23 protein-coding genes and 1 pseudogene are annotated in these 23,689 nt (G+C 48.7%); all 24 read right to left on the minus strand.

The genetic code is table 11. From position 1 onward, the window contains the following. Window positions 1-12 precede the first annotated feature (12 nt). Window positions 13-930, minus strand: coding sequence for a glycosyltransferase family 2 protein (locus ACZ5PT_RS18010; RefSeq protein ID WP_464264399.1), 918 nt, complete (start codon window positions 928-930; stop codon window positions 13-15). Window positions 931-945: 15 nt separating this feature from the next. Beyond that, window positions 946-2,043, minus strand: coding sequence for a DegT/DnrJ/EryC1/StrS family aminotransferase (locus ACZ5PT_RS18015; RefSeq protein WP_464264400.1), 1,098 nt, complete (start codon window positions 2,041-2,043; stop codon window positions 946-948). 5 nt (window positions 2,044-2,048) lie between these two features. Then, window positions 2,049-2,455: pseudogene (locus ACZ5PT_RS18020) on the minus strand (sugar 3,4-ketoisomerase). Beyond that, complete coding sequence (locus ACZ5PT_RS18025) at window positions 2,455-2,922, minus strand: acyltransferase (protein WP_464264401.1); 468 nt, start codon at window positions 2,920-2,922, stop codon at window positions 2,455-2,457. Before ACZ5PT_RS18025 ends, ACZ5PT_RS18020 begins: the two are co-directional and overlap by 1 nt. Window positions 2,923-2,957: 35 nt before the next feature. Continuing rightward, window positions 2,958-4,043: a glycosyltransferase family 4 protein gene (locus ACZ5PT_RS18030; protein WP_464264402.1), complete on the minus strand. Its 1,086-nt coding sequence runs from the start codon at window positions 4,041-4,043 to the stop codon at window positions 2,958-2,960. Window positions 4,044-4,095: 52 nt separating this feature from the next. Then, a complete protein-coding gene (locus ACZ5PT_RS18035; protein WP_464264403.1) occupies window positions 4,096-5,172 on the minus strand; it encodes an alginate O-acetyltransferase AlgX-related protein in 1,077 nt (358 codons plus the stop codon). A gap of 12 nt (window positions 5,173-5,184) precedes the next feature. Then, window positions 5,185-6,579 (minus strand): MBOAT family O-acyltransferase, encoded by a 1,395-nt coding sequence (locus tag ACZ5PT_RS18040; protein ID WP_464264404.1) that lies wholly within the window; start codon window positions 6,577-6,579, stop codon window positions 5,185-5,187. 82 nt (window positions 6,580-6,661) lie between these two features. Next, a complete protein-coding gene (locus ACZ5PT_RS18045) occupies window positions 6,662-7,576 on the minus strand; it encodes an ELM1/GtrOC1 family putative glycosyltransferase (protein WP_464264405.1) in 915 nt (304 codons plus the stop codon). An 11-nt stretch (window positions 7,577-7,587) separates the two neighbouring features. Continuing rightward, window positions 7,588-7,755: a Trm112 family protein gene (locus tag ACZ5PT_RS18050; RefSeq protein WP_464264406.1), complete on the minus strand. Its 168-nt coding sequence runs from the start codon at window positions 7,753-7,755 to the stop codon at window positions 7,588-7,590. Then, entirely contained in the window at window positions 7,756-8,814 is a 1,059-nt protein-coding gene (lpxK, locus tag ACZ5PT_RS18055) for a tetraacyldisaccharide 4'-kinase (protein ID WP_464264407.1), read from the minus strand. It lies immediately after the preceding gene. A gap of 8 nt (window positions 8,815-8,822) precedes the next feature. Then, window positions 8,823-10,115 (minus strand): 3-deoxy-D-manno-octulosonic acid transferase, encoded by a 1,293-nt coding sequence (locus ACZ5PT_RS18060; protein WP_464264408.1) that lies wholly within the window; start codon window positions 10,113-10,115, stop codon window positions 8,823-8,825. Next, window positions 10,099-10,764, minus strand: a complete 666-nt coding sequence (locus ACZ5PT_RS18065; protein WP_464264409.1) for a lysophospholipid acyltransferase family protein — start codon at window positions 10,762-10,764, stop codon at window positions 10,099-10,101. Before ACZ5PT_RS18065 ends, ACZ5PT_RS18060 begins: the two co-directional genes overlap by 17 nt. After that, on the minus strand, window positions 10,764-12,509 hold the full coding sequence (msbA, locus tag ACZ5PT_RS18070; RefSeq protein ID WP_464264410.1) for a lipid A export permease/ATP-binding protein MsbA: 1,746 nt from the start codon (window positions 12,507-12,509) through the stop codon (window positions 10,764-10,766). Before msbA ends, ACZ5PT_RS18065 begins: the two co-directional genes overlap by 1 nt. 4 nt (window positions 12,510-12,513) lie before the next feature. Continuing rightward, window positions 12,514-13,650, minus strand: a complete 1,137-nt coding sequence (lpxB, locus tag ACZ5PT_RS18075) for a lipid-A-disaccharide synthase (protein ID WP_464264411.1) — start codon at window positions 13,648-13,650, stop codon at window positions 12,514-12,516. A 113-nt stretch (window positions 13,651-13,763) separates the two neighbouring features. Then, entirely contained in the window at window positions 13,764-14,537 is a 774-nt protein-coding gene (lpxA, locus tag ACZ5PT_RS18080) for an acyl-ACP--UDP-N-acetylglucosamine O-acyltransferase (protein WP_464264412.1), read from the minus strand. A 14-nt stretch (window positions 14,538-14,551) separates the two neighbouring features. Beyond that, entirely contained in the window at window positions 14,552-14,989 is a 438-nt protein-coding gene (fabZ, locus tag ACZ5PT_RS18085; protein WP_464264413.1) for a 3-hydroxyacyl-ACP dehydratase FabZ, read from the minus strand. 3 nt (window positions 14,990-14,992) lie between these two features. After that, on the minus strand, window positions 14,993-16,027 hold the full coding sequence (gene lpxD, locus ACZ5PT_RS18090; RefSeq protein ID WP_464264414.1) for a UDP-3-O-(3-hydroxymyristoyl)glucosamine N-acyltransferase: 1,035 nt from the start codon (window positions 16,025-16,027) through the stop codon (window positions 14,993-14,995). 3 nt (window positions 16,028-16,030) lie between these two features. Next, on the minus strand, window positions 16,031-16,537 hold the full coding sequence (locus tag ACZ5PT_RS18095) for an OmpH/Skp family outer membrane protein (protein WP_464264415.1): 507 nt from the start codon (window positions 16,535-16,537) through the stop codon (window positions 16,031-16,033). Between the two features lie 24 nt (window positions 16,538-16,561). Then, entirely contained in the window at window positions 16,562-18,805 is a 2,244-nt protein-coding gene (gene bamA / locus ACZ5PT_RS18100; protein WP_464264416.1) for an outer membrane protein assembly factor BamA, read from the minus strand. 64 nt (window positions 18,806-18,869) lie between these two features. Then, window positions 18,870-19,562 carry an ABC transporter ATP-binding protein gene (locus tag ACZ5PT_RS18105; RefSeq protein WP_464264417.1) on the minus strand — a complete coding sequence of 231 codons (693 nt, stop codon included), beginning with the start codon at window positions 19,560-19,562 and terminating at the stop codon, window positions 18,870-18,872. Further along, complete coding sequence (locus ACZ5PT_RS18110; RefSeq protein ID WP_464264418.1) at window positions 19,555-20,805, minus strand: lipoprotein-releasing ABC transporter permease subunit; 1,251 nt, start codon at window positions 20,803-20,805, stop codon at window positions 19,555-19,557. The genes ACZ5PT_RS18105 and ACZ5PT_RS18110 overlap by 8 nt, the downstream gene beginning before the upstream one ends. A gap of 22 nt (window positions 20,806-20,827) precedes the next feature. Further along, window positions 20,828-22,312, minus strand: coding sequence for a lysine--tRNA ligase (gene lysS, locus ACZ5PT_RS18115; RefSeq protein WP_464264419.1), 1,485 nt, complete (start codon window positions 22,310-22,312; stop codon window positions 20,828-20,830). A gap of 139 nt (window positions 22,313-22,451) precedes the next feature. Next, entirely contained in the window at window positions 22,452-22,862 is a 411-nt protein-coding gene (locus ACZ5PT_RS18120) for an acyl-CoA thioesterase (RefSeq protein WP_464264420.1), read from the minus strand. Window positions 22,863-22,864: 2 nt separating this feature from the next. Then, on the minus strand, window positions 22,865-23,680 hold the full coding sequence (gene mutM / locus ACZ5PT_RS18125) for a bifunctional DNA-formamidopyrimidine glycosylase/DNA-(apurinic or apyrimidinic site) lyase (RefSeq protein ID WP_464264421.1): 816 nt from the start codon (window positions 23,678-23,680) through the stop codon (window positions 22,865-22,867). Window positions 23,681-23,689 lie beyond the last annotated feature (9 nt).

Genomic DNA, 23,689 nt, shown 5'->3' on the forward strand with positions numbered 1-23,689 from the left:
TATCCCCATTTTTCAGAGCTGAGCCTTGATTTTATCGGCATAGAATTCATAATCCTCACACCCAGTTTTTTTTAGTGGAGAGGACACGTAGTCAATAAAGATCTTTAGCAAAAGAGCTTTATCTGCTCCCTTTGCCCAGCGATAGATTCTTTGACGGTTTTTCCTCCAGCACTTTTTATGTTCCGCCAGGGTCAGCAGATTGCCATTTTCACGCATAAACTTGGCAAAGGTGCGTAACAAAGCTTCCAACATCACTGCATTTTTCTTATGAGAATTCTGACCATGATAGCGATAACGTGCCAACGCCTTGGGAACCCTGAGGATTGAATGACCTGCAGAAATCCGCAGCCAACAATCCCAGTCCTCCATTGCCAGACTTTCGTCAAATCCGCCGATAGAACACAGGGCAGTTCTACGGATCACAGCCGTGGGTGCATTGATTGCGTTTGCCTGCAATAGAATTCTATATGCCTCGGTGTTCACTCCCGGAGCAAGGCAACTTTCTCGTCCGGCGACAATCACCTGCCCTGAATCGTCGACACAGTCAACGTCGGCAACGATTAGTGCCACCGATTCTTCCTGACAGGAAAGATAGGCCCGCCATTGCTGCATAACCTTGTCAGGCATCCAACTGTCATCAGAGGCCAAAATATGGACCCAGTCGCCGCGACAGAGTTGTAGCCCCTCGTTCAAGGTGGGACTTACTCCCTTGTTTGGTCGCGACCTGAACTCAACCCGGGCAAAACGCTGCTGATTATTATGGAGAAAGGCTTTAACAACTTCAGCAGAATCATCTGTTGAGCCATCATCGATAATGATCAATTCAAGGTTAGTGTAGGTTTGCGTTGCCACAGAATCGAGACACTCGAGCACATAACTCGAATGGTTATAGACTGGAATCAAAACTGATTGAAGAGGAAATCCTGACATACAACTCTCGCGCATTTATTTATTATCTGAGAGGCAACGGATGACATAATCTACCATCGAATCGCTCAGATGTGGACCGATAGGCAAACTGAACACCTTCGCCTCTAACTCCCTGGATACCGGCAAATCGTAGGTCCGATGCAAACAACCAGCATAAGCCTGCTGTCGATCCGGACAGAGCGGATAATGGATCGACGTCTCAATCCCTTGATCACTCAGCCAGTTACGAAGACCGTCGCGATCATCGGATTGAACGACAAATAGATGCCAAACCGGCGTCGCCCAATTCGGAACCGTCGGCAAAATAAGACGCTCGGTCGAGATCTGCTGCAGATAACAATTTGCAATCTTTCTCCGCCGCTCACTCCATTCCTGCAAAACGGCAAGCTTTACCCGCAAAAAAGCAGCCTGCAACTCATCGAGCCGTGAGTTGACTCCCTGGGCAAGATGCTGGTATTTCTGCTTCGCCCCATAATTCCCAAGCATCCGAACAGTTGACGCCAGCTCCGAATCGTTAGTGGTAATCGCCCCACCATCCCCAAAAGCACCCAGGTTTTTCCCTGGATAAAAGCTAAATGCTGCGGCGTCAGACAAACTACCAACTTTTTTATCAAAACACAAAGCGCCATGGGCTTGTGCAGCATCTTCAATGACCTTGATTCGATAGCTTCTGGCAATAGCCGTTATCTTTTCCAGATTCGCTGGCTGTCCATAGAGGTGAACCGCAATGATGGCCTTGGTTTTTGTGGTTATTGCCGCCTCAATCAGGTCGGGATCAATATTGAACGTAGCAGGATCAGCATCGACAGGAACAGGGATCGCGCCAACTCGTGAAACAGAGAGCCAGGTTGCAATAAAGGTGTTAGCCGGTACGATCACTTCATCGCCATCTCCAATGTCCATCGCCAGCAAAATAAGGTAGAGAGCATCGAGGCCATTAGCCGTACCAACACAGTAGTCGGTGGCACAGAACTGAGCAAATTCCCGCTCGAACAGGGCCAACTCCTCGCCCTGCAAGTACCACCCCGAGGCCATAACACGCTGGTAGGCTTGATCAAACTGATCCTGCAGTTCAAGATAAGCGGGTTTTAAATCGAGAAAAGGAACCTGCAATTTTTTCAACCTATTTGAGTTTTGAATTCAGTATAGTCACGATAGTAATCATCTTCTGAATAGTAATTTGAAGCCAGAACCATGCAGACTGAACCTGATGAAAAATTATCCAATTCCCGCCAGATCATCGGGCAGACATAAAGACCATAATAGGAGCGATTCAGATGAAACCGGCGCTTCTGTTTGCCGTCATCAAGCAAAACGTCAAAACTCCCAGACATGGCGATAATCAGTTGATGCAGATCTTTATGGGCATGCCCGCCTCGTTCTGCCCCCCCCCCGGGACATCATACAAGTAGTAAACCCGCTTTAGATCGAACGGCAGATGCCGACCACCTTCGACAAACGTCAAGTTGCCGCGCGGATCGCTGATCTTAGGAAGCTCAATAATGCTACAATCATGGATTCCCATTATGCATCCTCAGTGTTGCCAATTTCACGCGCTGGATTTCCAACTACAATCGAACCGGCAACGACGTCTCGCGTAACGACAGCTCCAGCACCAACCATTGCATTTCCCCCAATACAAACACCAGCCAGGATTGTCGCATTGGCGCCAATGGAAGCTCCCTGCTTGATAATTGTCTGTTTCAATTTGAACTCGGTTTTACTTCGCGGGAAAAGATCGTTGGTAAAGGTTGCATTCGGTCCGATAAAAACATCATCCTCTACGCGCAAACCATCCCATAGTTGCACACCGCATTTGATGGTAACACGGTCCCCGATAATGACGTCATTTTCAATAAAGACATGGTCGCAAATATTGCACTGTGAACCCACCATGGCCCCCGAAAGAAGATGGGTAAAAGCCCAGATCCGGGTCCCCTCACCGATTTGATCCGTTTCTACCAGAGCGGTGTGATGACTAAAAAATGACATTTAATAAGCCTCTGCTTTACCTGTAAGGATACAAACTAAAATGAATCATAAACCAAAACGGTTTTTTCGACCATCTGCGCTAAAGAAAATTCACGGGCAATGAAATCCCGCATATTTTCTTTATCCATAGCTTTTTGCATCACCATATGGGCGGCAAGGACTTCCGAATCACCGACCGCAAACAAACTCCCACAGACATCCTCCTTAACCACATCGACAATGCCACCATGATTGGTTGCAAGAACGGGTGTTCCCATGGCAATCGCTTCGGCAGCACTGCGCCCAAAGCTTTCCGGCTTTTTTGAACAGGACACAACCAAATCACTCAGGAAATAAATTTCTGCAATATTTTTCTGGCTACCTACAAACTTTATGAACTCTGTTGCTCCAAGTCCCTCTACCAGCAGCTGTAAATCCTTAAAGTAGTTGGCCCTGTCCGGATGAACACCACCGACAACCAAACCGACAATATCTGGCCTTGAACTCCTGGCAAAAGAAACCGCACGAATAAATGTCTCGTAGTCTTTCAGTTGGGTTATGCGGCCAACTGAAGAAACGACAAATTTATCCTCCAACTGATAACTACTTCTAAAAGTATCAATAAATTCTTGATCAAGGTGATCTGGATGAAAAAACTCCAGATCAATTCCACGTGGAATCACATCGATCTTCCCATCAGGAACCTGATAATGCTCCTGGATGTACTTCTTGACGGCACTACTAACACAGATCACCCGGTCACCAAAAGTCATTACACGACTGTATGCGTTAACGCTGTTAAAGCCATGAACCGTTGTCACAAAAGGCATATTAAGTTTTTTATTTGCCAGATAAGCCAACCAAGCGGGCACTCGACTGCGGGCATGCAGAATGTCAGGATTTAGCTCCTTAAGAATATTCCGTAACCGCAATACTCTCGCTGGCGCCGTCAGGGGATTTTTACTAACAACGTCAAAAGAAACATGCTGCCCGCCATCAATATCGATCTGACGGGCCAGTTTCCCACCCGCACTGATGACGATACTTTCAACACCTAGTTTGACCAGTTCACGATTGAGTTCAACAACCCCTCTTTCGACGCCACCTTCATTCAGTTCAGGTAATAACTGTACAACTCTCACAAACGGACCTTATTAACACAAGAGGAGATAATCAATAACCAGACAGTATTGCTCATTTCTTGGCACTGATGATAGTGGACAAATTATCAGCAATGGCCTTCGAGGCTTTCCAGCTCCAGTGGGTATCATCTTGCCAGTAAATATCTTTTTCACCATGCACCAACATCTGGCTCAAAATCTTCTTACTATCTACAAAATGATACCTTTTGGGCAATTGCCGCAAGGACGAAAAAAAGTCGATTTCAGGGTAACTACTATCAACCATGAATTTTCGGTACAGGTCATACTTGTCTACTGCTGGCAGAAAAATAAGTTCAATCCCCTTTTCCCGCAACAAATCTGCCAAATGATTCATGTTAGCATTTACTTTGACCGCAATATCGTGCGTTTGCCTTTCGGCCCACTCCAAATCTTGATAAAAATAAGCTACTTTATTTGCAGCAGATCCGGAGAACAGGTTTGACTCTAAATCGGCCACATAAACAGTCTTGCTATAATCGTAACCTTTTAGAGCATAAGTAAATTTGTTTGCAAGAAATTTGAACCCTGCAGTATTGAAAAATCCTTTTTTATCAAGACTGTCTGCTCTGGTTTTAGTAACGCGTTCCTCGAGAAATTTTCGATATTCGGATGCCCGATCACGCTCCATCCAATCAGGTGGCACACTCAAGGTTTCACTGAGTCGCTCCACATTTTGCACCAGCAGGTAACGTGGTTTGATCTGGTCAAAGAACCCATCATTCAACAAATTAACAATCGGATCTAACCGATTACGCAAATCTGGATACCAGAAAATTTCATTCAGATTGAGAACTTCTCCATTTAGTGAAGAAGCAATCCAATCCTGATAGTGTCCACTTCCTCCCCCCTGGGAAAAAGAGTCCCCCATAGTAACAAGCTCGATTTTCTGGCTTTGATATTCCCAGTAATTAAGATGTTTGCCGCCTGGATTGCCAGAAGATTTTTCCAGATTTACAATCTCAGGCAAATACCCCATACGCGCCAAATCGCCAACAAGCGGATTTCCCGACAATATTGTTTGTGTGGCAAAAAACCAGGTCGAAAAATTAAATGCAACAACCCCCATAATTACTGTGAGGACTATCCATAAATAAAATCTGTTACTCATTATCGCCCTCCCTTAAAATTGAAAATAAAGAAATTCACTGACCCGCTCTAAGTTGAAAATAGCTGTCAATGCCAAAGCAAGGGTAAAAACAACAAGTTTCCAGCCGGGCCTAAATTTACGCGCGAGTTCAATCGAATTCGGGGCAAACACGACCAGAAGCATTCCAACAGCAACCCACCCAAAAGCTTTATCCTTAATTCCGAGAGGCAGTCGATACCCCTGAAAACTGAACATAGCAGAAAGAAGCTTGTCGGCTTCCTCAAAGCTGGTGGCTCGAAAAAAAATCCAGGCAATATTGACGAAAAGAAAGGTCAATAACCAGGCCGACCAGCGTGGCATAGAGATATTGAACCGCTGCCAGTACTTATGAACAGCCGTTCCAGCCCCGTGCATAGCTCCCCAGAGGATGAAGGTCCAACCGGCACCATGCCACAACCCACCGAGTAAAAAGGTCAAAAACAGGTTAATATACGTTCGGCCTGGGCCATCCTTGCTTCCCCCTAAGGGGATATACAGATAGTCTCGTAACCAACGACTCAGGGTCATGTGCCAGCGGCGCCAAAAATCTTGGATATTCAGAGCCTTATAGGGAGAATTAAAATTCAGCGGCAACCGAATATTAAACATCCGCGCTGAGCCAATTGCCATATCGGTATAACCACTGAAATCAAAATAGAGTTGCAGGGCATAACTCAAAGAAACAATCCAGGCTCCGACACAACTCAGCTCCGGAGATTTATCAAAACCGATGGTCGCCCAGACCGCAAAAGTATCGGCAATAACAACTTTTTTGAAAAGGCCGAGAACGAAGATGAAAAGACCTGTCGAGAGATTGCGATAATCGAGAACCTTGGTTCTGGTTCTGGCGAACTGCGGCATCATTTCGCCATGATGAACAATCGGCCCAGCAATCAACTGAGGGAAGAAAGTGACAAACAGGCAGTAATTGAGAAAATCATATTCTCGCGTCTGCCCCTGGTAACTGTCGACCAGATAGGCGATCTGCTGAAAAGTAAAAAAGCTGATGGCCAAAGGCAAGGCAAGGTTCAGTAGAGATAGATCGGCGCCGGCCACATCATTAATATTCTCGAGAAAAAAATCTGCGTATTTATAATATCCGAGCAAAGACAGGTTCGCAGCAATCCCGACGAACAGCGCGGTTTTACGTGAATATCTTCGAACCTCTTCCGCTTGCTTACCCAAAGCTGAACCTATGGCGTAATTCACCAGCATCGAACCAAGAATAAGCGGGAGGTAGAGTGGATTCCAATACGAATAAAAAAACAACGAAGAAAAAACCAGCCAGGTTGTTCCTGCAACAATCAGACGATATCGGTTTAAAGAAAAGTAAACGACTAAGACTAATGGCAGAAAAAGAAATATAAACACCGGGGAGTTAAAAAGCATGGATTTATCCTAATAAAGAAACAGTAGCTCTGCATTAATCACAAGAAAGCTTCTGCACAAATCAGTAAGCGGCTTATCGCGATCATTCTGCGAGATCTAACTTTGACGTCAAAGCCTTAAAGTCGATTTTTCTATTACAATTGCCAAGGGTACCGTCAAAGTAATGCAAATACTGTTGAGACTGAAGTTCATGCAGAAAGCTCCGTAATTTACTTTTCCGGTCATCAGGGTTAAGCATGAAAACCTCAATACTGCCGGCACCAAAACTTACCGCCTCACTAACCATCGACGTTGAATCAGCAGTTAAAAACACATACTCGCTATGGCGTAAAAAATCAGGGATCGGATTGATCTGCTCTGCGGAATAATAAATGGCCCGCTCAAACTTGAATTTTTTCAGTACAACCTCAATTTCAGCAGGTGTCCGACGCGAGGTTGTCAGCCAGAACTTGTGCCCCGGAAACAAAGCGAAAATCTTCTCCAATTGTTCATGGAGTAATTTCGGTTCAAGTCGGACATGCTTGCTGTTGCCACCGATGATGATCGACACATAACGGCTACCAGCAGCGGGCGTGATCAATCCTTGCGGCTCGACGTAGGTCAGATTGATCGGGATGCTAGTAATGTTGTCCCGCCGTGGTGGATCATCGTGCTGCTGAGCGACAATCAGATCAAAATCATAGCGGTAGCCCTGCGGCAGCATGATGGCGATCGACCTAATTCCCAGCCGCTTTGCGAGGACACGATTGGCATAGTAGGTCTCCGAGCCAGCCGAGACTACGGCCCGATAGTTATCAGAATGCGGGCCGACGCGAAACAACCGACCTAGATGCAACCTCAAATGATCAGCCAAATAGGAAATAGCTTTCCCCAGGCGACTGTTAAACGCAACGGGACAAATATCGAATTCGCAACCGAGATGTTTAGCGAAGGCAATCGACTGATTCAGGTGACCCGGCTTACCATCACTGAGGATCAATAGGCGATATTGCGACAAATGATTGGCCCTTAAAATGACTCAGCTTCGTCAATCAGCATCACCGGAATATCATCACGCACCGGATAACGCAAACGGCACGCCGAACAAACGATCGTCTGATTGTCTTCTGCCAATTCGACTGCTTGCTTACATTTTGGGCAGGCGAGGATTTCCATCAATTCTGCGCGTACTGTCATCTATTCACTCCATAAATGCTGTATTAATTCAGCTTTGAAGGCATCATTATTCTCGATTTCGAGACTCATTGGCACCTGATAACAAGGGACAGCAAACATCCCTGAGGCAAGTTTTACCGCATCTTTTTCGGTAGTAATCAATGCATCAAACCCTTTGGCAGCAGCTCTGATTTCTGCCAACAACTGATCATCATAATGACAATGATCACTAAGGGACAGTTGGCCACCAATCGGTAAACCAGCAGCAGCCAATCCGGCAAAAAAGCTGTCCGGGTCGGCGATCCCGGCAAAAGCAAACAGCTTTAGCTGAGACAGTTGCACAAATGCCAGCGGCTGTCCGTCCAGCGATATGGCATTATCAGCCAATTGATGGCAGCTTTTAAAGACCGTTTTACCTGGCAAACTGTACGCTGACTTGTCAGTCGTACGCGTTAATAACAACAGATCTGCCCGATTCAGTGCCCCAGGGAACTCGCGCAACAGTCCGGCGGGCAACGGCCAGTTGTTGGCGTGCGGCCGGTTCGCATCAAGCAGAACCAGATCGAGATCACGTTGCACGGCACGATGCTGAAAACCATCATCAAGGATGACAATATCCGCAGCCAAAGAATCAACCGCGACCTTTATCCCGTCAGCACGCTTTCGCGCAATAAGAACCAAAGCCTCTGGGTTTCGGCGGGCCAACAAATAGGGTTCATCGCCTGCTTCCGCAGCCTGCTTCAACAGGCCGGTTCCTTTTGAAACAATCCCCACCGTGCCGACAAAAGAACCACCGTACCCTCGGCTGACAACGGCTGTTCTTTTGCCCTGCTGGAGAAACTCTTTTACCAACCAGTCAACCACTGGTGTTTTCCCCGTCCCGCCGACGGCCAGATTTCCGACCGAAATAACGGGGACCTCCGCACGGTAGCTGGGAAACAAACCCCGGTCATAACATTTATTACGCAACCAGACGATGCCACCGTAGACAAACGCTAACGGCAACAATAAAAACAGAAACAAGTGCTCGCGCGGCCCCTTGGCTCCGTAGAGTGCAACACGACGGTGGAATTGGCGCAAGGTCTCCATTAATTTTTGATATGCCGCGAGATCCGGCGCATCGTTCGCTCTGTTGCACCAGCATTTTCGGCAATAAGAGAACGACCGGCCTGCCCCATGGCCCGACAACGGATTGGATCGTCCAACATCAAGGTCGCCTGCTCTTCCAGTTCCCGCTGGTTAAGAACCCGCACTCCGGCACCGGCCCGAATGAGCTTGGCCGAAATTTCACGAAAGTTCTGCACATGCGGACCGAACAAAACCGGTTTACCAAGCAAACAAGCTTCCAGTAAATTGTGCCCACCAACCGGAACCAGGCTCCCCCCGACAAAGACCAGATCAGAGACAGCGTACAGATTAAGCACCTCGCCAAGCGTATCGACGATTAATACCTGTCCCGTTGTAAGTGATGGCTGCCCCGGCTGCAACATGCTGCGCAACTGGCTTGAAACGCCAAGTTTCGTCAACATGTCCTGCACTTCGCGACAGCGTTCCGGATGGCGCGGGATAAGCACCAGTGCGAGTTGCCTATCTGCTGCCAGCAAAGATCGATAAATCGCGACGATCTGTTCCTCTTCCCCGGCATGAGTGCTGCCAGCAACAAAGATCGGCAAGTCTGTCGGCAAACAAAAAGTCTGTTTTAGCTGCTCGACTTCTTCATCGGGCAAATCTTTCAATGCGTGATCAAACTTCAAATTACCAGTATTTTCAACCTGCGTGCTGATTGCCCCGAGCTGACCAATCCGTTCGGCATCCAACTGCGACTGCATGCAGAAAGCGGAAAAACACTGCAACACCGGACGCAATAATGGGCGGAAAAAACGATAGCGAGGATACGAACGGTCTGAAATACGACCATTGACCAGAACTAGTGGAATTTCGAGTAACTTGGCCTGTCTGACAAAATTGGGCCAAATTTCAGTTTCGACAATAACAATCAGTTCCGGCTGGACGATCTGCAGGATCCGCCGCACAGCCCAGGAAAAATCGAAAGGAAAAAACAGGCAACAGTCGATATCCTTATTTTTCAAGGCGACGGCATGGCCGGTTTCGGTAACATTGGTCAGCAGAATCAAATGATCTGGATTTTTTTTTCGCAGTTCTTTTAGTAATGGGCTGGCAGCACGGGTCTCGCCTACGGAAACAGCGTGCACCCAGATGATTTGGCGGCCCTGCAAGCGCTGTAAGTGCTCATCCGAAAGATGGCCCAAGCGTTCACGGATACCACGGCGGCTCTTACCATGTCGGTAACCGCGCAACAAATAATAAGGGATAAGGAATACTGCGACAATCAGCAGCAATAGATCATACAGCAGATACACCGTATTCCTCCAGACGGGCTAGCGCTTGTTGCTGATTCAGCCGCATTGCCTCAATAAGACGTTGACGAAAGACTTCGACACCTTCTTTCCGGTCAAAACTGATCGGTTCACCAAAAGAATAGACCCCCCGACCGAAGGGGTAAGGCAGGAGAAACTTATCCCAAGAACTAAACCGATGCCCGCGACTGCAAACGAACGCCATTGGAACTACTGGACGACCGGTCATCCGCGCCAATTGCACAATACCATCCTTCAGTTCGTGGCGTGGTCCCTTAGGTCCATCTGGCGTAAAAACCAGATCCACTTTCTCCTCAGCAAGTTTGATCATAGCCTTAAAAGCTGCCCGCCCACCACGCGACGAAGAACCGCGCACGGCATCCTGACCAAAATATTGCATCGTTCGCGCAATCAACTCCCCATCCTTGGATGGACTGATGAGAATTTTCGCTTGCGGCCCACGGTAGCCCTTGACCATCAACAGTAACTGATCGTGCCAGAAAGAAAGAATCAGCTGTTCGCCGCGTTGCCAGATAGCCTTTGGTTGCTCTTCACCAACAAAATCGATCCGGTTCATCATGTAGAGCAAACGGATGGCATACGAAGCGAGAAACGGCCCAATCATCACCAACAAGCGGTCGCTAAGTCGCATCAACCTTGCTCCCGGAATTGCATATCGTAGAGACGTTTATACAAACCGCCTCCTTCGAGCAGCTGCTGGTGACTACCAACTTCCTTAATCCGGCCGTCCTCAAGCACCAGAATGCGATCAGCATGCATCACTGTCGATAAGCGATGTGCAATGACAAAGGTAGTACGGTTGCTCATCAAGTTACTCAGGGCATGTTGCACCATCGCCTCGCTTTCAGTATCGAGAGCACTGGTCGCCTCATCAAGCATCAGGATAGGCGCATCGCGCAAAATCGCCCGAGCGATACAAATGCGTTGCCGCTGCCCACCGGACAGGCGCAAGCCGCGATCACCAATCTCCGTATCGTAACCTTCTGGCAACAATCGGATAAACTCATCTGCGTAGGCCTGCTGGGCAGCCCGTTCAACCAAAATGTCGTCAGCATCCTGACAACCGTAACGAATATTATTGCGAATGCTGTCGTTAAACAGAAAGGTTTCCTGATCAACCAGAGCCAGATTGTCGTGCAAGCTCTTCTGCGTGACGTCGCAAATATTGTGTCCATCAATCAGAATCTGCCCATTTTGCGGATCGTAGAAACGGTTCAACAGACCGATGATGGTCGTTTTGCCTGCGCCGCTCGGACCAACCAGGGCGACAACCTCACCCGGCTTAGCCGAAACGGAAAAATCATGCAGAATCGGCTCGTCATCATAAGCAAAGCTGACATTCTCAAACGAAACATGGCCACCACTACGCGGCAAGACAACGGCATTGGGGGAATCGACAATTTCAGATTTTTCATCCAAGACTTCAAATACCCGCTCCCCGGCTCCGAGTGCTTGCTGGATGATATTATTGACCCGAGTAAGACGCTTCAGCGGTGTATACATCATCACGATTGCCGCCAGAATGGAGAACATTTCACCCTTAGTAATCTCTTCGGCCATCACCCGATTGAGCCCGTACCAAAGAGTGACCGCCACACCAAAGGAGGTCAACAGTTCAATCACCGGTGAAGATGCCGCGTCATAGCGGAAGGTTTTGCGGATCAGGGTAAAGAAATCAAAATTTTCGCGTTCAAACTTCCGACATTCCTGCTCTTCAGTGCCAAAAGCCTTGATCACTTTAATTCCAGAAAAACTTTGTTCAACAACCGAAGTCACATCCCCCATAGCGTTCTGCCCACGGCGAGAAAATTTCTTGATCTTTTTTCCGATCGCCGAAGCTGGCCAAGCCGCCGCCGGGATAACCACAAAGGCCATCAACGCCATCCGCCAGTCGGCGTAAAACGCGTAGCCGATTAAGGCAACCATGGTGGTTGTTTCACGTAAGATCGTAACCAAAACATCCGAAAGTGCGGCCTGCATGACGTTGACATCATTCAGGATACGTGACATCAAGCTGCCGGATGAGTTATTGACGAAAAAGCGCATCGACATTTTGACGCAATGGCCGTAAAGCTGATTCCTGATATCCTGGACAGCGGCTTGGCCAGCCGTCCGGACATTGTACTGCTGAATGTAGCGGGAACACCCTTTAAACGCGGCAAGGCCGATCACCAAATAAGGAACCAATTTGGCTAACTCAACATCCCCGGCAATGAGCAAATCATCAACAAAAGGCTTTACCAGATAAGCGATCACAGCATCCGAACCGCCAACGCCCAATGAAGCGACCATTGCCAGAGCAAGCAGCTTTTTATAGGGCGCGGCGTAACTGGCCAAACGCTTATAAACGTTCTTCTGTTTTTCTTCTAATAACAACAGGTTATTCCTTATCAGCCGTGCAACTCATGGCAAAAACCATCTGCGCAACCCGCTCCGAGCACCCCGGCTGCCCCAGGAGATGCTGTACGCGCTCCAGCTCAGATTTCATCGTTGCGACATAGTTTGTGTCATCCAGCAAACGGAGCATTTCCTGACAAAGTGCCTCAGGATTTGCCGCATCTTGTATAAACTCACGAACAATCCCTTTGCCAGCAACGATATTGGTCAAACCAGCGTGTTCAATTTTAATCAGCCGCCGCCCAATCTCATAGCTCAGCGGAGCGACTTTGTAGAGGATTGCCATTGGCGTCGCGGTTAAGGCGATCTGCAAGGTGACGGTTCCAGAAACTGTCAAGACAGCATCACAGGCCGCGGCCACCTCATAAATATTCTCGTCAACAATTTCGACCGGCAAGCCACTCTTGCTTATTTCTGTCTCAAAAAACTTTCGCGACAACGATGGCGCCACCGGCAACAAGAATTTCAAAGCGGGCTTATGTTGTGCTAACTGCTGCGCGGTCTGTAACAAGGTCGGAAAAATATATTTCAGTTCACTGTTACGACTACCGGGGAAAATCCCCACAACCTGTTCTTCGGTTGAAATATTCAAGCGTTCGCGTAACGATCCATCCGGCTGACAGGCAGCAAACTCATCAAGCAGCGGATTGCCTACGTAATCTGCAGCAACGCCATATTGTTGATATATCTGTGGCTCAAAGGGGAAAATCAACGCCAGGCGATCAACCCGTTCGGCAATGGTTTTCGCTCGCCCGCTCCGCCATGCCCAGACCTTGGGACTGATATAATAAAGAACTGGAATGCCGAGCTGCTTGGCAACCTTCGCAAGGCGCAGATTAAAATCGGGGAAATCGATCAATACCAACAAATCTGGCCGTTCAGTCCCTTGCAGGATTCTCTTCAGCTGCCGAAAACGGCCAATCAGTCGAGGTAACTGGGCGACAACTTCGACCAGCCCCATGACAGACAATTCTTCTGATGAAAAAACAATCTGACAACCGGCCGCTCGCATCCGCTCGCCACCGACGCCAAAAAACCGAAGTTGCGGATATTTTTCCGCCGCAGCCAGCAGCAAGTTACTACCATGCAGATCTCCGGAAGATTCTCCGGCGACAATCATGACCCTGCGATCCTGGTTATTGTTTTTTACGGGTATCAATCATCTGACCTAAAAAACAAAAGGCGAGACCCTTTCGAGTCTCGCAGCCTCTGTTAAAAAACGGACAATGAAAATTAGCGGGCCAGGCCGCGCTCACTTTTCTTTAAGAAATCAAGGTACGTTGCAACCTCTACGGCCTCTACTGGAAAGTCCGCCTCAATTTTGGCGATCGCTTCATCAAGCTTCAAATTGGCACGAAAGACCAGCTTGTACATCTGTTTGACGTTGGATAGCGCTTCAGCACTATAGCCGCGTCGTTTCAAACCGGTGAGGTTAATACCAACGGTTGAGGCCCGATCACCCTGCACGATCGAATACGGGGCAACGTCTTGAGCGATCATCGAACCGCCGCTGGCCATAACATGACAGCCGATGCGGGCAAACTGATGAACAGCTGACAAACCGCCGAGGATTGCATATTCGTCGACTTCAACATGACCTGCCAGGGTGGCACCATTGGCAAGAATGACATGATCCTTGACAATGCAATCATGAGCAACATGCGAATAGGCCATAAACAGGTTATCGCTGCCAACGGTAGTCACACCGCCGCCATCCTCGGTACCGAGATGGATAGTGACAAATTCGCGAATTTTGTTGCGGTCGCCAATTTTCAAACTAGATTTTTCCCCGTGAAACTTGAGATCTTGAGGAATCGCGCCAATCGAAGCAAATTGAAAAATCTGATTTTCCATACCGATTTCGGTCTGTCCTTCAATGACGGTATGTGGCCCGACAGTGGTTCCAGCACCAATGGTGACATGTTCCCCAATCACCGCATAGGGACCAACCTTAACGGTTGGATCGAGCTTGGCGCCTGGTTCAATTATTGCTGTCGGATGAATCATTTGCTTCTCCAATCTTATTTGTCCGCAAATGTGGCTTTTAGTTCAGCCTGGGCAACCAGAGTTTCGCCGACATATGCCTTGGCTTCGAACTGATAAATACCGCGCCGTTTGGACAGAATTTCCAGTTCCATTCGCAGAACATCACCCGGCAGAACCGGCTTACGGAAACGGCACTTATCAATGCCAACAAAATAAGTCACTTTATTATCGCCGACATTGTCAACCACAGAAGTATATGCGCCGCCAACCTGAGCCATCGCCTCAATGATCAACACACCTGGCATGATCGGATGGTCAGGAAAGTGCCCCTGAAAAAAAGGCTCGTTAATGGTCACATTCTTATAACCAAAAACTCTCTTTCCCTCCTCGACTTCCTCGAGGCTGTCGACTAACAAAAATGGATAACGGTGTGGCAGAACACCCATAATTTCAACGGTATTCATCTTGAGCATACTTTATTTCTCCCTAATCAGCGCTTCAAGCTCAGCAAGGCGCGTCTTTAATTGTTGCAAATCTTTGCGCATCTGCGGAACCTTCGGCAAAGACATTGTCATTCTCAGCCATTGTTTGTGCGGCATCAAAGGTACACCGGACAACACCTGGTTAGGCTCAACACTGCTGGACGCGCCGCCCCTTGCCCCAACGGTCACATTATCCCCCACCGTGACATGGCCAGCAACGGCAGACTGGCCACCGAAGGTACAATGCCGACCAATTTTACTGCTGCCGGCAATTCCCGCCTGAGAAACGACAATACTGTCCTCACCGACCTCTACATTGTGGCCGATCTGTACGAGATTATCGAGTTTAACACCGCGCCGGATTCGGGTTTCTCCGAGGGCAGCACGATCAACACAGCTGCAGGCACCAATTTCGACATCATCTTCCAGCACAACGATCCCGACTTGGGGGATCTTAAAATAACTGCTTCCATCCGGGGCAAAACCAAAGCCATCCCCGCCGATGACGGCAGAGGGTTGCAGAATCACCCGATCACCTAAACGACTCCCTTCGCGAACCACCGCACCAGCATGCAGAAGACAATCTGAACCGATCACGACATCCGCGTAAATGACAACTCCGGGATGAAGAATCGTTCTTGGACCAATCGTAACCTTGTCACCAACAACCGCGCCTGGGTATATCGTTGCAGAATCAGCAATCTCGGCGGATTCTGCGACATGCGCACCGGCCATCACACCCTTGCCACTCTCGGCGGGGCCCTGCAAGAAAGTCAAGATTTTCGCAAAAGCCAGATAGGGATTGGCCGTTATCAAAACATTTGCACCCGGCACATCGATACCAGGGGCAACGATAATGGCTGAGGCCTTACAGTCTTTCAGTTTCGACAAATACTTCGGATTGGCAACAAAGGTAATATCACCTTCTTGAGCCTGATCAATCGGGAACACCCGATTGATCATAAGCTCCGGATCACCGCGAAGCTCTGCTCCAACCACTTCGGCTATCTGTTGTAAAGTTGCAGACATTATTTATTTCGAAGCATCAAAAGCTTTGATCAATTCATCGGTCAGATCAACACTCTCGTCAGCATAGATAACTGCTCCCTCATTCTTTTCGATAACCATATGATATCCGCCATCTTTACCCAGCTTCTGCAGAATTTCGAACAATTCGTTTAGAATGCGCTTGGTAGCCTCAGTATCCTTCAGCTGCAACTCTTCCTTAACATCCTTCTGGAAGCGTTGTAATTCTTTAACATTTTGCTGGAAATCTCGCTCTTTTTGAGCCTTGGCACTATCGGACAAAAGGACTGCCTGCTTTTCAAGTTCGGTCTTTAATTTCTGCAGTGCGTCCTGTTTTTCCTTAAACTCCGCCTCGTATTTTTTTACTTGGGCGCCAATTTCATTTTTAGCGACAACCCCAGCCTTGGAGAGATTCAGAGCTTTCTGCAAATCAACATAAGCAATTTTAGTTTCAGCCAGCGCAGGTGCGGCCAGCATCAGCAGCGCGATCAGTGCAATAATAATTTTGTTCATTTTTTTCCTCCTGTTAAACGACTTTTAAAAAGCCGAACCGATTGAAAATTCGAAAACCGATTGTTTTTCATCATCTTCGGGGGCTAAATTATAGCCCCACTCGAAACGTAACGGACCAAGCGGACTATTCCAACGGATACCCGCCCCAGCACTGTGACGCAATTTGGAAAAGTAGTCAGCGCTATCCGCCCAGACATTACCAGTATCATAAAAGAGCAAACCCTTCAGGCCTAGGCTTTTAGCAACTGGAAACAAGTACTCGAAGTTAAAGTAGCCCATAGTTTCGCCACCAAGGTAAACATCTTCTTCGTCTTTAGGGCCGACTTCACGGGTCTTGAAGCCACGCAGATTTCGAATCCCACCGAGGTAAAACCTTTCACTTCTCGACACATCGTCATTACCTGTCGCAACCACGTAACCGGTTTCACCGTGGATGGAGAAAACGGTCCCCCAGAATAACGGAAAAAAGTGGCGATGCTCAATGATTGTCTTGGCGTAATTTTCCGTGCCACCCAGACCGGCATATTCCAGGGTAATTTTAGACATTCCACCAGTCGATGGATCTTGGTGGTAGTCAGTGCTATTGCGAACGATTTCTGTAGTCAGCGAAGAGAGTGTTGATTCGCCCTCTTCCTCCCAAAGCGTATTTTCCGGGTCGAGAGTTTCATCTATATTCAGGATTTCGCTCTGTTCATAACGATAGGTCAGGAAACCCTTGGTGTACTTCGCAATCCTATGGCCAGCCTTGATCGCACCACCGGTCCGATACTCGTCGTAATCATCATATTCCCGCTCGGACTTATAAACTTCGAATCCCAGGGTCCAGTCGGTGTCGAGAAAATAGGGATCGGTGACACCGAGCGAATAAGTGCTGCTCGACCCACTCAACGAAGCAGAAAGCTTTAGTTTTAGGCCATAGCCCAGGAAGTTGTCCTGTGTAACCGAACCCTGCGCGAGAACGCTATCGACAGAGGAATAACCGACACCGACAGAGAAAGTACCGGTCGCCTGCTCCTTAACATCAATATTCAGAACAGCCTGATCATCCGCTGAGCCAGGGCGTGTTGTCACGTTCACCTCTTCGAAATAACCGAGGTTACGCACACTACGATTAGCGGCCTTGATCTTACTGGCACTATACTGGTCGCCTTCAACGATCGGAACTTCTCGCCGAATAACTTTATCACGGGTCCTGGAATTACCACTAACCTGCACGCGTTCGATATAGACCTTAGCCCCCTGTTCAATATCGAATATCAGGTCAATCGCCAATTTTTCCTCGTCCTTACTGCTTAACGGTGCAACATTGACATGAGCGTAACCTTCATCAGCGTAGAGATCGGTCAAACGTTCAATACTGTCGTGCAGTTGTGAACGGTTAAACACCTCGCCCGGCTTCAAACTCACCAGAGGTAACAACTCTTCGCTCGGCTTTAGCAAATCCCCTTTAAAATCAAGCGTGCCGACCATATATTGCGCGCCCTCATCAACCTCGATCAAAATGTCGAGGGCTTTATTATCCTTGACCAGAGTCACCTCTGGTTGCTTGACCTTGACATCCATGTAGCCTTTGTCTTTGTAGGCGGCTTTGATCCGCTCGACATCCAGCTCCATGACCTCTGATTGATAAGCACCGCGCCCGGTCATCCAAGACAACCACCAGCTCTCCTGGGTTTGCATGGCATCTGCGAGATCATCTTCATCAATCGCGGTATTTCCAGTAAAGCGGATTTTGTCGATCAGAACTTTTTCACCTTCAGTGATTTTAAAGGTCAGTACCGCTTCGTTTTTCTCGTCAATTTCAACAGCCGGTTCGATGCTGGCAGCGTGGTAACCATCTTCAGCATAAGCATTTTCTATCTCAAAAATGCTCTGCTTGACCTTTGCATGATTGAAAATCTCAGGGATTTTAACACTCACCAACGGCCTAAGTTTATCTTCGCCAAGTTCGTCATTGCCTTCAAACAGGACATCACGCACCAACGGCAACTCCGCAACGACAAAGGTAATGACCTTAGCCCCCTGAACCTCAGTCAGCTCTGCCGAAATCTCCTCAAAACGGCCGAGGGAGAAAATGTTGCGCATCGCTTCATCCACATCCTCAAGGGTCACCTTGTCTCCCGGCTTAATCGGCGTCGCCGCCAAAATAGTCGAGGTTTCAATTCGGTCATTCCCCTCTATCTGGATATCAGACACCTTGAACCCCTGAGCACCGGCAACAACCGCGAACAACAGCAAACAAAGTGTCAGCAACAATCTTTTCAACATCAGCATCCCTCAGCTAGGAATTAAAAAAACAAAAAAAAGAGTATATGAAATCGGCCTAAGGAGTTCAATTTAAAATATCATCCGCCAACAGGCCGTCCTCTATCTGTAAAATTCGGTCAAGACTGGCCGCCAAATTCCGATTATGCGTAACAATGATCATCGTCAATCCACGCGTCTGGTGCATCTGGTTGAGTAGCGCCATGATCTCGTCAGAAGTACCACTGTCTAGATTGCCGGTCGGTTCATCGGCTAACAACAGACGTGGCCTACGCACCAAAGCCCGGGCAATAGCCACCCGTTGCTGTTCACCGCCAGAAAGCGCGCCCGGCTTATGGGTCAGACGATGAGCCAGACCCACCTCCTCAAGAAGTTCAGAGGCACTTTGCGTCGCCTCGTTACGGGAAATGCCACCGATCAATAACGGCATCATGACATTCTCAAGGGCGGTAAATTCAGGCAACAGTTGATGAAACTGGAAAACAAAACCGACAGCACGATTGCGAAAGCTATCCAGCGCCGAACCACGCAGGGCAAAGAGGCTCTCCCCCTCAAAAAGAACCTCGCCAGCACTCGGCTTATCCAGTCCACCGAGGATATGCATCAAGGTTGTCTTGCCAGCGCCCGAAGTGCCAACCACGGCCACCCGTTCTCCGGAAACGATTTTGAGATTGATATTCTGCAAAACGGTGATATCACCACCGGGAGAGGAAAAACTCTTCTGCAAATCGCGGATCTCAATCATCGCCTGATCACTCATAGCGCAGCGCCTCAGCAGGGTCCATTTTCGAGGCGCGCCAAGCCGGATAAACGGTCGCCAAAAGTGAAATCGTCATAGCCATAACCATAACCGCGACGACATCCGAGACGATGATATCGGACGGAAAACGCTCCATGCCGTAAACAGCTTGATCAAAAATGCGAATGCCGAAGGTACGCTCAAGGAATTTAATCACCGTATCGGCATAGTGGGCCAGCAGCACACCGAAAGCTGTGCCGAGCGCGGTACCGACGGTGCCGATGATGAAACCTTCCAGAACAAAGATTTTCATAATACTGCGAGCATTGGCTCCCATGGCACGAAGGATCGCAATGTCGCGACTTTTCTCCATAACAACCATAATCAAGGTGGTCGCAATATTAAATGCGGCGACCAGAACGATGATCCCCAAAACGATAAACAGACCCAGTTTTTCCAGCTTTAAAGCTGAAAGAAACGAGCCATAGATGCTCTGCCACGGGCGGATCACATAAGGAAAGCTGAACTGCTCGCTGAGTTCACCGGCAACTTGAGGAGCCTGATCAAAACGATCGACGACCAACTCAACACCGGTGACAGCCCCTTCTGAATCAAAAAACTTTTGCGCCACAGTTAAAGGGATATAGGCATAAAAGCTATCTACCAGGCTGCTCTGTTTTTCAAAAATACCGACCACCCGAAACGGCTTCATTTTGGGGATCATACCGAAGGGAGTAATGGTAAACATCGGCGGGATGACATTGATCGAGTCACCGACAGCGACACCGATCGTGGTCGCAGTATCAATACCGATGACGATTCCTGGGCGCTCAGCAGCCTGATCAAAAAAAGCTTCTTTGATTGGCCGTTGATCGAGCGTAAGTAGCTGCTGGCTGAATATCTTATGCTGGCTGCCAATCCCCTTGACACTGACAGCAGCGACATTGCCCTGAGAAAGCAGCATCGCTTCCTTGGAGATAAAAGGTGTGGCAGAAACGACATGTTCAATTTGCGTTGCTGCAGCAACCAATTCGTCAGGGTTATCTAGTCCTTCGCCGAATTTCTGCATCAGGACATGGGGAACATTGCCAAGAATCTGTTGCCGGACGCCGTCGGTAAAGCCGGTCATCACCGCCAGAACCAGAATCAGTGCGGCAACGCCCAATGTGACCCCAACGATCGAGATAAAAGAGATAACCGAGATAAAGGTCTGCTTCCGTTTGGCCCTCAGGTAGCGGAGGCTGACAAACCACTCATATGCCATTGTTGTCCATTTCGCTCGGCAATCAGCCGACTTCGGGTCGCATTTGCGGGAACAGAATTACGTCACGAATCGACGCAGAGTTGGTTAGCAGCATGACCAGACGATCGATACCGATCCCTTCACCAGCCGTCGGTGGCAAACCGTATTCAAGCGCGCGGAGGTAATCTTCGTCCATCTCATGCGCTTCTTCATCCCCGGCGGCTTTTTGTTCCATTTGACCCAAAAAGCGTTCTTTTTGATCAATCGGGTCATTCAACTCGGAAAATGCGTTCGCCAGTTCACGACCAACCATGAACAGCTCGAAGCGATCAACCACATCGGGATTGTCATCGTTTTTGCGTGACAGTGGAGAGATCTCAGTCGGATATTCAGTGATAAAGGTTGGCTGCCAGAGGTTCGGCTCAACCACTTCATCAAAAATCTCTGCCAGCAGATAACCGTGCCCGATCCGGCTGTCCAGTTCTAAACCAAGTGACTTGGCATAATTAAAAGATTGCTCGCGGTCATCCAGCACCGCCATTTCGATCTGGCCATATTTGACAATCGATTCCTTAAGAGTCAACCGATCCCAAGGCGGGGTCAGATCAACATCTTTCTCACCGTACGGGATAACCAGACCACCACAGACTTTATCCGCGACATGACAGATCAACTCTTCGGTAAAGTCCATTAAATCATGATAGGTAGCATAGGCCCGATAGAACTCCATCATGGTAAATTCAGGGTTGTGCTGGATGGAGATACCCTCGTTGCGGAAATTGCGATTAATTTCGAAAACACGATCGAAACCACCGACAACCAGACGCTTGAGATACAGTTCTGGAGCAATGCGCAGAAACAGATCCATCTTCAAGGTATTGTGGTGGGTGACAAACGGTTTGGCCGTCGCACCACCGGCGACCGGGTGCATCATCGGCGTTTCGACTTCGAGGTACTCGTTGTCAAGCATGAACTCACGGATCAGACTGACAATCTGGCTGCGCTTGCGGAAGGTATCACGCACCTCCGGGTTAACCATCAGGTCAAGATAGCGCTGCCGATAGCGTGTTTCAACATCGGTCAACCCGTGCCACTTTTCCGGTAACGGCAACAGTGATTTCGTCAGCAGACGAATCTCGCTGGCACGCAACGATAATTCATCGGTTTTGGTGCGGAACGGCACACCGCAAACACCGACGATATCGCCAATGTCGAACTTTTTAAACAGCTCGAAAGCCTCGTCGCCGACCTGATTTTTAGCGACATAAATCTGAAAAAAACCACCGACATCCTGCAATTGCAGAAACGCAGCCTTACCGAAATCACGTCGAGCCATAATCCGGCCACCAATACGGTATTCCAGCTCACAACCTTCCAATTGCTCTTTATCATCAGCCGCGTGAGCCTCAACCAACTGTGCCGTGGTATGAGTCACTTTAAAATCATTGGCAAAGGGACTGACACCGGCATCCCGAAAAATGTCCACTTTTGCCCGGCGTTGTTGCAGTAATTCGTTAAGTTCTTCCATATTTAGCCATCCTTGAGCGTCATTTTTTTTGCTGCGAACAATACCCTTTGCAGACTCATTCCGTCAAGGATAAAGCCGGCTTTCTACAAGATGCAAGTCGGCATCGACAAAGAATGCTTGAAACCGTTAAAGATGGTCTTTAATGATTAAAAAAATTGGCGAGTTGTTGACGAAACGGGGATGGAATACGGCAAGCTTTACGCAATTGATAATTGAAACAAACGATCGGAGTGTTGCCCTCCGCGGTCAACATTCCATCCCGCTCAATGCGATACTCTAAGACAAAGCTGGAGCGCTTCAGCTCGGCGCAGCGCAGCCCAACCAGGAGCTGGTCGCGCAAAAACATTTCTGCCCGAAAATAAACGTGCGCCTCCGGCATGATGATACCGCAACCACCCAGATCCAACTCGGTATATTCTCCCAAGCTGGCAAACAGAGCAATCCGCGCATCCTGGAAAATATTCAACACGGCAGAATTGGCAACATGGCCGCCGTAATTCACATCACTGACCCGCACCTGGTACGGAAAAGCATAAGGAAAACCATCCATAGCTACCTCTGACAATCACGGCAATAAAAAGTTGAACGCTGCCCCAGCCGAAGAGAGCTGATCGGTCGCCCACAATTGGGGCAACCCTCCCCTTCACGACCATAAACCTGCAGCTGCTGTTTAAAATATCCGGGGCGCCCGTCCGACTGGCGAAAGTCGGCGATCGTCGTCCCACCGGCGGCGATGGCTTGGGCAAGAATCACCTTGATCGCTGCGGCCAGCCGCCGATAACGCTCACGACTGACCCTACCGGCGGGCAGATCGGGACGGATGCCAACGCGAAACAAAGCTTCACTGGCGTAGATATTGCCAACCCCAACGACCAGTTTTTGATCCATGATAAATTGTTTTACCGCGATTTTACGTTTGCGCGAGGCTTCCCAGAGATAACCCCCGCTCAGCTTATCGGACAGTGGCTCCGGACCAAGTTTGACGAGCAGTGGATGAATCGAGGGATCGCTGTCAGTCCACAGCAATGCACCGAATTTACGTGGGTCATTAAAACGCAGGCAGGTGCCGTTGGTGAATATCAGATCGACATGATCGTGTTTCGTTTCACTGCTGCCAGCTTCAATCACCCGCAAGTTACCCGACATGCCCAAATGCAGAATCAATGTTCCCTTGGTGCAAGTCAACAGCAGGTACTTGGCGCGCCGAGTAACCGACTGCACGATCTGCCCCGGCAAGGAATAGCAAAGCTGCTGATCGAGCGGCCAACGCAGCTTGTCAGTCCGCAGGACCAGTTCAGATATGGTGCAATCGGTAATTAGCGGAGCGATTCCGCAACGCGTGGTTTCAACTTCAGGCAGTTCAGGCATAGGGCACGG

It is taken from the genome of Desulfuromusa ferrireducens, from assembly GCF_055389805.1.